Consider the following 10790-nt stretch of genomic DNA (forward strand, 5'->3'; position numbering starts at 1 on the left):
ATGAATGTGCGGGATACAGGGGCTATTTCAACATACAGTTCTTAACAGGATCTTAAGGCTGATCAATTTATTAAAAATCGTGAAAATAAGGTCAAATGCTGCGATTTATCCTGTACATGAACCCTTCTGCTTCGTATAACACCAGGATACAGGGAGGGATTTACATGCGGATTTTATTGATTGAGGACGACACCTTAATTGGTGACGGCCTGAAAGTCGGCCTGACCAAACTCGGTTTCAGCGTGGACTGGTTTGTTTCCGGTGAAGCCGGGTTTCAGGCGCTGGCATCAGCCCCCTGGGATGCGGTGATCCTGGATTTGTCACTGCCGGAAAAAGATGGACTCGATATCCTGCGCCACTGGCGGCAACAAGGTCAGGACGTGCCGGTGTTGATCCTCACGGCACGCGATGCGCTCGATCAGCGGGTTCAGGGTTTGCAGCTGGGGGCGGATGATTATCTGTGCAAACCTTTTGCCCTGGCAGAAGTCTCGGCGCGTCTGGAGGCACTGATTCGTCGGCGTCACGGCCAGTTACAACCGGAGCTGCGCCACGGCAAGGTGGCGATGTCCCCCGCCAGCCACAGCGTGTTGCTGGCAGGCGAACCGATAACGTTGAAAAGCCGTGAACTGGCGCTGCTGGAGCTGTTCCTGCGTAATCCTGGTCAGGTGCTGACGCGCAGCCAGTTGGAGGAGAAACTCTACAGTTGGGATGACGATGTCTCCAGCAATGCCGTGGAGGTGCACATCCATCATCTGCGTAAAAAACTCGGCAGCCAGTTTATTCGAACCGTCCATGGCGTTGGCTACACGCTGGGGGCGGCAGAATGAGCCTGTTCCTGCGGCTCACCCTCGGTTTTGTGCTGCTGATCATACTGTGCTGGGGCAGTGCCAGCCTGAGCGCCTGGCATCAGACACGCGAAACTGTCAATGAACTGTTTGATACCCAGCAAATGCTGTTCGCCAAACGCCTGCTGGCACTCGACCCGGCGACGCTGCATAGCGCGACGTTACCGAAGAACAAAGCGTTACTGAGCCATCATCGCGGCAAACAGGATGATGACGCGCTGGCTTTCGCCATTTTTAGCCACGACGGCACGTTGCTGCTCAATGATGGAGAAAAGGGTCGCGATTTACAGTTTGATGACGGGCGCGATGGCTTTCGCAATGGCCAGCTGCACGATGATGATGACAGCTGGCGTCTGCTGTGGCTGACATCTCCCGATCAACGTTATCGCGTGGTGGTGGGCCAGGAGTGGGATTACCGCGACGATATGACCAGCAATCTGGCGCAAAGCAGCATTGTGCCGTGGCTGATCGCTTTGCCCTTTATGCTGGCGCTGTTGCTGGGACTGGTGTGGTTTGAACTACGTCCGTTGCAACGCCTCACCACCTCACTCCAGCAACGTGCAGCCGATGATGCCACACCGCTCCCGCTGACACGCTTGCCAAAAGAAGTCCAACCGCTGGTACAAGCCCTGAACGACCTGTTCAGCCGCATGGCGGATCTGGTGCAGCGTGAACGCCGTTTTACCTCAGATGCCGCCCATGAGTTGCGCAGCCCGTTGGCGGCGTTACGGGTACAGAGTGAAGTCATCCAACTGGCAGACGACGATGACGCGATGCGCAATCGCGCACTACAACAATTGGATGCAGGGATCCTGCGAGCAACCCGGCTGGTGGATCAATTGCTGACGCTATCAAGAGTGGAAGCGGATGATCTGCGCAACGAATTCCAACCGATAGCGCTGGCCACGGTGCTACAAAATTTGCTGGCCGAACATTTTCCCCAGGCAGAAGAGAAACATATCGATTTACAGCTGCATACAGCAGCCGAACCGGTGATGAACGGTCATCAGCTGCTGCTGGCATTGATGATCCGTAATCTGCTGGATAACGCGCTGCGTTATACCCCGAGCGGCAGCGAGGTGAAGGTGAGCCTGACGGCTCGCACCATGACCATCGATGATAATGGCCCGGGAGTGAGCAAGGAGATGTTAACGCGTCTGGGCGAACGTTTCTGGCGTCCTCCGGGACAAACGCAAACCGGCAGCGGATTAGGGCTGTCGATTGTGAAGAATATCGCGCTACTGCACGGTATCGACGTAGCCTTTAGCCAGCGAGAAACTGGGGGATTGCGCGTCACGCTAAGCTGGTAACGGACGCGCAGAGGCGCGTTAAATCTCGACCTGGGTTCCCAGTTCAATCACCCGATTAGGGGGGATTTCAAACTGATCCGGCGCGCGCAGCGCATTGCGTTGCAGAGCGAGGAACAACTTGCCACGCAGGCGCAGATACCACGGACGATCGCCAATAATCAGCGATTCATGCGACATAAAGAACGAGGTTTCCATCATGCGGCAGTTCAGCCCTTCCAGCCCGCAGCGATGAAAAATCTCCTCCACATTGGGCGTTTCACGCCAGCCGTAGCTGGCTACCACGCGCCAGAAGGTCGGTGAAAGTTGCTCAATCGTCACGCGCCGTACGTTATGGACATACGGCGCATCTTCAGTACGCAATGTCAGCAGCACCACACGTTCATGCAACACTTTGTTGTGCTTGAGGTTATGCAGCATGGCAAACGGGATCACATTCAACGCGCGCGACATATACACTGCCGTGCCCGGCACTCGCACTGGTGGCGATTTTTCCAGCGAGGCAATCATCGCTTCCAGAGAGTTACCGTGTTCATGCATCCGACGCAGCAGGCGGAAACGCTCGCTTTTCCAGGTGGTCATAACGATAAACATCACCAGCGCCAGACATAGCGGCAACCAACCGCCGGAGAAGATTTTCACCAGGTTGGCGGAGAACAGCGAGACATCAATGCACAGCAGTGCCACCAGAATCAAACTGACGACAATTTTATTCCAGTGCCAGTTTTTGATCGCCACGGTGCAGGAAAGAATGGTGGTCAGCACCATAGTACCGGTAACCGCGATACCGTATGCCGCCGCGAGGTTGCTGGAGTGTTCAAAGCTGACGATAACAATCAGCACCGCGAAATAGAGCAGCCAGTTGATTACCGGCACGTAGATTTGGCCGGACTCCATCTCCGAGGTATGAATAATGCGCATCGGCGGCAGATAGCCGAGACGTACCGCCTGACGCGTCAGCGAGAAGACGCCGGAAATCACCGCCTGCGAGGCAATCACCGTCGCCAGCGTGGCAAGAATCAACAGTGGAATCAACGCCCAGTCCGGTGCCAGCAGGAAAAACGGGTTTTTGATGGTTTCAGGATGTGCCAGCAACAGCGCCCCCTGACCAAAATAGTTCAGCACCAACGACGGCAGCACCACCGTGACCCATGCCAGGCGAATCGGCAACTTACCGAAGTGCCCCATATCAGCATATAACGCCTCCACCCCGGTGATTGACAGCACCACGGCCCCGAGAGCAAAGAAGGAGATGGATTTGTAATGCAGGAAGAAGTTCACCGCATGTGACGGGTTAAGCGCCTGTAATACTTCGGGATTTTTTATGATGCTGTTAGCACCCAGCACTGCCAGCACGATAAACCACAGCAGCATCACCGGGGCAAACAGCTTACCGACGATACCCGTGCCATGCTTCTGGATCATAAACAGCAGCGTCAGCACCGTGATCGACAAGGGAACAATCCAGGGGTCGAGTGAAGGTGCCGCGATCTCCAGACCTTCAATCGCCGACATCACGGAGATCGCCGGCGTGATCACCACTTCGCCATAGAAGAAGCTGCCACCAATCAATCCCATGATCACCAAAATCGCCGTGGCTCTGGCACCGGTATTACGCCCAGCCAGTGACATCAGCGTCAGAATACCACCTTCACCGGCGTTATCAGCGCGCATTACGTAGCTGATATATTTCAGCGACACCACCAGAATCAGCAGCCAAAAAATGAGGGAAAGGAAGCCGAATACCGCTTCGCGTTCCACACCAAAACCAAACTGGCCGGAGAGACATTCGCGCAAGGTATAAAGTGGACTGGTGCCAATATCGCCATATACCACACCGATTGCGGCCAGCGTGACTGCGCCAAGGGACTGCTTGTTTTCCGAGCTCATAGAGTTATCTTTTGTTGGAGTCGATCAGGCGGTTGCCGACCGCTCTGGCCATCAAAAAGCGCACAGTATGCACATATTCCCAAAAAAACCTACCCTTACAAACATACAACATGGCGTGAGCGACGCGGTTTTTCACGGCAAAATCCAGCAAAAATGCGCCGCAACAGGCGAGTAGCCTCGCATCAACCTTCTGAAACAAAAAAGCTGACGGCTATCAACGCTTTCACGCATGATAATCAGTAGAGTAATGCGCTCGCCAGAATGCGATGGCACCAGGATCAGAAGGACAATGATGTGATTATGGCTCAACCCCATCTTTTGGCAGAAAGAATTTCTCGCCTGAGCAACGCCCTGGAAAAGGGGTTGTATGAACGGCATCATGCGATCCGCCTCTGTCTGTTAGCCGCACTGAGTGGCGAAAGCGTCTTTTTGCTGGGGCCGCCAGGCATCGCCAAAAGCCTGATCGCCCGCCGCCTGAAGTACGCTTTCCAGCATGCCCGCGCGTTTGAATACCTGATGACGCGCTTCTCCACTCCTGAAGAAGTATTTGGTCCCCTCTCCATCCAGGCATTAAAAGATGAAGGTCGCTATCAGCGTCTGACCAAAGGCTATCTGCCGGATGCCGAAATCGTCTTTCTTGATGAAATCTGGAAAGCCGGTCCGGCGATTCTGAATACCCTGCTTACCGCCATCAACGAACGTCGCTTCCGCAATGGCGACAGTGAAGATAAGATTCCGATGCGCCTGCTGGTCACCGCCTCCAACGAACTGCCGGAAGCCGACAGTGGGCTGGAAGCTCTGTATGACCGGATGCTGATTCGTCTGTGGCTCGATAACGTGCACGAAAAACAGAACTTCCGCAGCATGCTAACCCACCAGCAGGATGAAAGCGTCAATCCGGTGGCCGACTCACTCTGTATCAGCGATGAAGAGTACTATCAGTGGCAACAAGGCATCAGTCAGGTGAGCCTGCCAGACCACGTATTTGAGCTGATCTATCAGCTGCGTCAGCAGCTGGAAAATCTACCCGATGCGCCTTACATTTCTGACCGCCGTTGGAAAAAAGCCATCCATCTGTTGCAGGCCAGCGCGTTCTACAGTGGCCGCACGTCTATTGCCCCGCTGGATCTGATTCTGTTGAAAGATTGCCTGTGGCATGACGTCACGTCAATGAAGCTGCTGGATCGCGAAATTGATGCCTTGATGACACAACACGCCTGGCAACAACAACCGATGCTGATGAAACTCCAGCAGATCAAAGCGCGGCGGCTGGCGCTGCAACAGCAGCAGAGCGTGGCGCAGGCGCTAACGCTGGAGAAGCACAGCGGCATGTTCAGCCGCAAACCCCATTATGAATTACCTGCGACGCTAAGCGATGAGCAACTGACGTTGATGCTGCAACAACCGTTGATGTTGCATGATATGCAGGTCAGCCACGTGCTGATCAGCCGCGAAGCGTTGAACCAATGGCTGCTGAAAGGTGGTGAGATCCGTGGCAAGCTCAACGGCATTGGCTTTGCACAAACGATTGACCTGCTGGTGGACGCACATCATTGCCTGACATTACGTGATGTCAGCCTACAGGGTACACGTCTGACACTGCCCGGCGTCAGCACCAGCAACGAATTGCCGCAGGAAATCATTGATGAATTTGACGTACTGGATAACCAGTTGCGCGCCCAGCGGACGCTGTTCAGCCAGCACCAGCGCTGCCTGTTTATCAGTGATGACTGGCTGGCACGTATCGAAACCAGCCTGCAAGATGTGGCGGAACAGTTGAAACAGGCGCGTAAATGATCTCGCTGGAGACGCTAAGCACGCTGTTGTCGATTGGTGAGACCGAGCTGATCGAGGAGTTAATTCTGGCGCTGCTGGCGTCGCCACAACTGGCGATGTTCTTTGAGAAATTCCCGCGTCTTAAGCAAGCCATGATGCGTGATCTGCCGCGCTGGCGCGCCGAAATCGCCGAAGAGATGAAAACCACGGCGGTGCCCGAGACGCTAGCGCAGGAGTTTCAACTGTTTCAGCAAGCGCAGTTGTTCAGCCAGCATGAATTCAACCTGCAATTACCCACCATCATTAGCCAACTAAAAACCTTGCCATCGCCGTTTATCGAAGAAGCCAGCAAACTGCTGCTGCATACCGATAGCGACCAGGTCAGCAACGCGCAACACACCCTGTTCCTGCAACGCTGGCGTCTCAGCCTGACATTACAAACCCTGACGCTGAATCAGACGTTGATGGAACAACAACGCGAACGTTTGCTGGCGGAGTTGCAGCAGCGCATGGCACTGAGCGGGCAACTGGCCCCGATACTCACCGATGACGATGAAGCCGCTGCCGGACGCTTGTGGGATATGAGCAAAGCACCGCTCCAGCATGGTGACTATGAACTGATCGTGCAATACGGTGATTTTCTTGCCCAACAACCCGAACTGATGAAGCTGGCGCAACAGTTGGGACGCAGCCGTGAAGCGAAAGCGGTGCCATCCCAGGATGCGCCACTGGAGGAGTTTCACCAGTTGGTACGCGAACAAGATAACGTGCCGGAAGAGGTCAGCGGTATTCATCAGAGCGATGATGTACTGCGCCTGCTACCGCCCGAGTTGGCAACATTAAGTATCAGTGAGCTGGAGCTGGAATTTTATCGTCGCCTGGTGGAAAAACGCCTGTTGACCTATCGGCTGCAAGGCGATGCCTGGCACGAAAAAATCTCTTTGCGACCGGTCAGTCATCAGCACCATGAAGAACAACCTCGTGGCCCCTTTATTGTTTGCGTCGATACTTCCGGTTCGATGGGCGGCTTCAATGAGCGCTGCGCCAAAGCCTTTTGTCTGGCGCTACTGAAGGTGGCGCTGGCGGATAAACGTCGCTGCTACATTATGCTGTTTGCCCATGAAGTCATCGGTTATGAGCTGACGGCGGATAACGGTATTGAGCAGGCGGTACGCTTCCTCAGCCAGCGCTTTCGTGGCGGCACCGATTTGGCGGCCTGTCTGGCGGCCGTAGTGGCACGGATGGAAGGCAGCCTGTGGCAGGAGGCCGATGCGGTGATCGTCTCCGATTTTATCGCCCAACGCTTGCCGGAGGAGATCGTCAACGCCGTTAAGCAGCGCCAGCGCCATCAGCAGCAGCGTTTCCATGCCGTGGCGATGTCTGCGCACGGCAAGCCGGGGATTCTGCGCATCTTCGATCATATCTGGCGCTTCGATACTGGCCTGAAAAGCCGCCTGCTACGCCGCTGGAAACGCTAATTCATCTGACGGAAATGCTTATTTGCTATAGTGATAAGTTAATTCGCTGAGCAAACTGGAGCATATCGTGACCACCGCCTTGCCAACACCAACCCGCACGCTGCGGCTCTCCGGCCAGAATTCAGAACAAAAACGTGCCGAACTGCTGGATTACTTTCTGCAAACCTGGACGCTGTACGAAAGCCTGTTCGATTGCCTGGCCGACGAACGTGCGTACTTCAATAAAGCCATTTCGCTACGCCATCCACTGATCTTCTATTTTGGTCATACCGCCACTTTCTATATTAATAAGCTGATGGCGGGTCGCTACCTTGATCACCGCGTTGACGATCGTATCGAAGCGATGATGGCGATCGGCGTGGATGAAATGAGCTGGGACGATCTGGACGACAGCCACTACAGCTGGCCGACGGTGGCGGAAGTGCGCGATTATCGCGGCAAGGTCAAAACCCTGGTCAGTGAATTTATCCAGACCATGCCACTGGAACTTCCCATCAACTGGGACAGTCCGGCATGGGTGATCCTGATGGGCATCGAACATGAACGTATCCATCTGGAAACCTCCAGCGTCCTGATGCGTCAGCTGCCGATTGAGTGGGTGCAGCCGCAAGCGCACTGGCCGGTATGCCCGCAATTCAGGCACGATCGCCAACGCGTTCCCACTAACACCTTGATTGCGATGCCCGGTGGCCGTGTGCAGCAGGGTAAAACCGACGATACCTACGGTTGGGATAACGAATATGGCAGCCAGCTGACCGAACTCAAACCGTTTAAAGCCAGCAAAATGCTGGTCAGCAATGCGGAATATTTTAACTTTGTCGCGGCAGGCGGCTATCAGGAAAAGCGCTGGTGGGATGATGAGGGCTGGGGCTGGTGTGAGTTCGCAGGCGCGCAGATGCCCACCTTTTGGGTCGGTGATATTCAGCAACCCGATCAGCTAAAACTGCGACTGATGACCGAAGAAGTCGCGATGCCGTGGGACTGGCCCGCAGAGGTTAACCAACTGGAAGCGGCAGCATTTTGTCGCTGGCTGGCCGAAGAGACCGGCAAAGCGATCCAGCTACCGTGCGAAGCCGAGTGGATGCAACTGCGTGAGTTGGTCGCTGGCGATCAGCCCGACTGGATCGATGCACCTGGCAACATCAACCTGGCATACTGGGCTTCATCCTGCCCCGTGGATCACTTCGCCCAGGGCGAGTTTTTCGATATTGTCGGCAATGTCTGGCAATGGACCACTACGCCAACCAACGGTTTCGAAGGCTTCAAGGTCCACCCACTGTATGACGATTTCTCCACCCCGACCTTTGATGGCAAACATGCCCTGATCAAAGGCGGCAGCTGGATTTCGACCGGCAACGAGGCGCTGAAATCATCACGTTACGCCTTCCGTCGCCACTTCTTCCAGCACGCAGGGTTCCGCTATGTGGTCTCCTCGCATGAAGAAAGCATGACGCTAAACCCGTATGAAACCGACAGCATGGTGTCGCAATACCTCGATTTTCAGTACGGACCGCGCTACTTCGGCGTGCCAAATTATGCCGAATACCTGGTATCACTGATGTTGCCGCACTGCCTCGGGCGTGGACAGGCACTGGATATCGGTTGTGCCACCGGCCGCGCCAGCTTTGAGCTGGCGCGCCATTTCGATCACGTGGTAGGTATGGATTACTCGGCGCGCTTTATTGATGTCGCGTTGCAACTGACCTCCGGTGCGGATTTCCGTTATGTGGTGCCGGAAGAAGGCGAGCTGGTGGAGTATCGTCAGGTGCGCCTGAAAGCGTTCGACCTCGGTGACGAACAGGCACAGCGCATTCATTTCGTGCAGGGCGATGCCTGTAACCTGAAGCCACAGCCGAATCGTTACGATCTGGTGCTGGCGTCGAATCTGTTGGATCGCCTGCGTCAGCCAAAACGCTTCCTGCTGGATATCACTCCGATGATCCGTTCTGGCGGCCTGCTGGTGCTGTCGTCGCCCTATACCTGGCTGGAAACGTTTACGCCGAAAGAGAACTGGCTGGGCGGCGTGCGTGAAAACGGTGAAGCGCTAACAACGTATCAGACGCTGCAACGCCTGTTGCGTGATGAGTTCGACGAGATTGCGTCCCCTCAGGATGTGCCTTTCGTGATCCGTGAAACAGCGCGCAAGTTTCAGCACACGCTGGCGCAGGTCACCTTGTGGCGTAAGCGTTAAAAGCGAGCAGACAGCGGCAGCTCCGTTGTCTGCGCCTTGCCTGCTTCGCTATTTTGCTGCACATTCTTCTCAGTTCACTGAAGACCTATTGAAGAGGGAAGGATATGGCAGAACATGTGCAGCTGGATAACCTCGACCGGGGCATCCTGAATGCCCTCCTGGAGAATGCGCGCACAGCCTATGCCGAGCTGGCGAAACAGTTCAATGTCAGCCCAGGTACGATCCACGTGCGCGTTGAGAAAATGCGCCAGGCAGGGATTATTCTCGGAACTCGGGTCGAGATTGATCCCCGCCAGCTAGGCTTCGACGTTTGCTGCTTCATTGGTATTATCCTGAAAAGCGCCCGTGACTATCCTGCCGCACTGAGCAAGCTGGAAGCACTCGATGAAGTGGTCGAAGCCTGGTACACCACCGGCCACTACAGCATCTTTATTAAGGTGATGTGCCGCTCTATCGATGCCCTGCAACAGGTGCTGATCAACAAGATCCAGACCATCGACGAAATTCAGTCCACCGAGACCCTGATCTCCCTGCAAAACCCGATCATGCGTACCATCAAGCCCTGACCCCCTGTTTTATTGTGCACAAACTTATCCCAGGCCGATCGCGCCTGGGTTGCCGCTTGCCAGCCAATGCTTTCTGTTATTAACCCTGTTTTCCACAGGTGGATCACGGCTTGATCACAGCGTACAATGCTCGCCTTTGAGTTCCGGAGAGCATCATGGCCGATATTACCTTAATCAGTGGCAGTACCCTTGGCAGCGCCGAATATGTCGCCGAACATCTGGAAGAAAAACTACAGGAAGCGGGTTTCTCAACCGAGATGCTGCATGGACCGGCGCTGGATGAAGTGCCACATGAAGGTATCTGGCTGATTGTGACCTCAACCCACGGTGCTGGTGAACTTCCGGATAACCTGCTGCCCTTCTATGAAGCGTTAAAAGAGGCCCAGCCAGATCTCTCTGCCGTGCGTTACGGTGCAGTGGGCATTGGCAACCATGAATACGATCTGTTCTGCGGTGCGATCAAGCTGTTGGAAGATCAGCTGAACCAGCTGGGCGCCAAACGCATTGGTGATCGTCTTGAGATCGACGTACTGGAACATGAAATTCCGGAAGATCCGGCTGAAGTGTGGGTCGAGAGCTGGAAAACGCAGTTATAAGACGATCCAGCCCGGTTGGGGATCGTGAAATCAGGGCGATCCCCAGAGTATTCCGCTGTTTTATGCTTTTTATTTCCCGATCTCCTGTGGATAACCTAGCTTAATTCATGCGTATAACCGGTAGTTATCCCAATAACAACC

At 54.8% G+C, this 10790-nt stretch carries 8 protein-coding genes; 7 read left to right on the forward strand and 1 reads right to left on the reverse strand.

All coding sequences use genetic code 11. From position 1 onward, the window contains the following. Positions 1 to 164: 164 nt before the first annotated feature. Together qseB and qseC are read left to right on the forward strand one after the other, a co-directional pair. Positions 165 to 827 carry a quorum sensing response regulator transcription factor QseB gene (gene qseB, locus AC6I8W_RS20500; protein ID WP_497836459.1) on the forward strand — a complete coding sequence of 221 codons (663 nt, stop codon included), beginning with the start codon at positions 165 to 167 and terminating at the stop codon, positions 825 to 827. Further along, positions 824 to 2155: a quorum sensing histidine kinase QseC gene (qseC, locus tag AC6I8W_RS20505; protein WP_497836460.1), complete on the forward strand. Its 1332-nt coding sequence runs from the start codon at positions 824 to 826 to the stop codon at positions 2153 to 2155. The genes qseB and qseC overlap by 4 nt, the downstream gene beginning before the upstream one ends. A gap of 18 nt (positions 2156 to 2173) precedes the next feature. Here qseC and kup read toward each other — a convergent pair whose 3' ends face one another. Further along, positions 2174 to 4042 carry a low affinity potassium transporter Kup gene (kup, locus tag AC6I8W_RS20510; RefSeq protein WP_497836461.1) on the reverse strand — a complete coding sequence of 623 codons (1869 nt, stop codon included), beginning with the start codon at positions 4040 to 4042 and terminating at the stop codon, positions 2174 to 2176. Between the two features lie 300 nt (positions 4043 to 4342). Here kup and ravA point away from each other — a divergent pair, with 300 nt between their 5' ends. The 5 genes from ravA (at position 4343) to mioC (ending at position 10649) form a co-directional block, all read left to right on the forward strand. After that, positions 4343 to 5839 carry an ATPase RavA gene (gene ravA, locus AC6I8W_RS20515; RefSeq protein ID WP_497836462.1) on the forward strand — a complete coding sequence of 499 codons (1497 nt, stop codon included), beginning with the start codon at positions 4343 to 4345 and terminating at the stop codon, positions 5837 to 5839. Next, positions 5836 to 7296, forward strand: coding sequence for an ATPase RavA stimulator ViaA (gene viaA / locus AC6I8W_RS20520; protein WP_497836463.1), 1461 nt, complete (start codon positions 5836 to 5838; stop codon positions 7294 to 7296). Before ravA ends, viaA begins: the two co-directional genes overlap by 4 nt. A gap of 46 nt (positions 7297 to 7342) precedes the next feature. Further along, positions 7343 to 9487 (forward strand): 5-histidylcysteine sulfoxide synthase, encoded by a 2145-nt coding sequence (gene ovoA, locus AC6I8W_RS20525; protein ID WP_497838242.1) that lies wholly within the window; start codon positions 7343 to 7345, stop codon positions 9485 to 9487. Positions 9488 to 9591: 104 nt separating this feature from the next. Further along, positions 9592 to 10053 (forward strand): transcriptional regulator AsnC, encoded by a 462-nt coding sequence (gene asnC / locus AC6I8W_RS20530; RefSeq protein WP_013511092.1) that lies wholly within the window; start codon positions 9592 to 9594, stop codon positions 10051 to 10053. A gap of 155 nt (positions 10054 to 10208) precedes the next feature. Continuing rightward, positions 10209 to 10649, forward strand: coding sequence for an FMN-binding protein MioC (gene mioC, locus AC6I8W_RS20535; RefSeq protein ID WP_497836464.1), 441 nt, complete (start codon positions 10209 to 10211; stop codon positions 10647 to 10649). Positions 10650 to 10790: the final 141 nt, after the last annotated feature.

The organism is Pantoea sp. X-Soil-TKNS-1211 (assembly GCF_059730495.1).

Excerpts from the sequence above, each read along its gene's own strand:
- qseB (WP_497836459.1), top strand. The coding sequence starts at position 165 with ATGCGGATTTTATTGATTGAGGACGACACCTTAATTGGTGACGGCCTG.
- qseC (WP_497836460.1), top strand. The coding sequence starts at position 824 with ATGAGCCTGTTCCTGCGGCTCACCCTCGGTTTTGTGCTGCTGATCATA.
- kup (WP_497836461.1), bottom strand. The coding sequence starts at position 4,042 with ATGAGCTCGGAAAACAAGCAGTCCCTTGGCGCAGTCACGCTGGCCGCA.
- ravA (WP_497836462.1), top strand. The coding sequence starts at position 4,343 with ATGGCTCAACCCCATCTTTTGGCAGAAAGAATTTCTCGCCTGAGCAAC.
- viaA (WP_497836463.1), top strand. The coding sequence starts at position 5,836 with ATGATCTCGCTGGAGACGCTAAGCACGCTGTTGTCGATTGGTGAGACC.
- asnC (WP_013511092.1), top strand. The coding sequence starts at position 9,592 with ATGGCAGAACATGTGCAGCTGGATAACCTCGACCGGGGCATCCTGAAT.
- mioC (WP_497836464.1), top strand. The coding sequence starts at position 10,209 with ATGGCCGATATTACCTTAATCAGTGGCAGTACCCTTGGCAGCGCCGAA.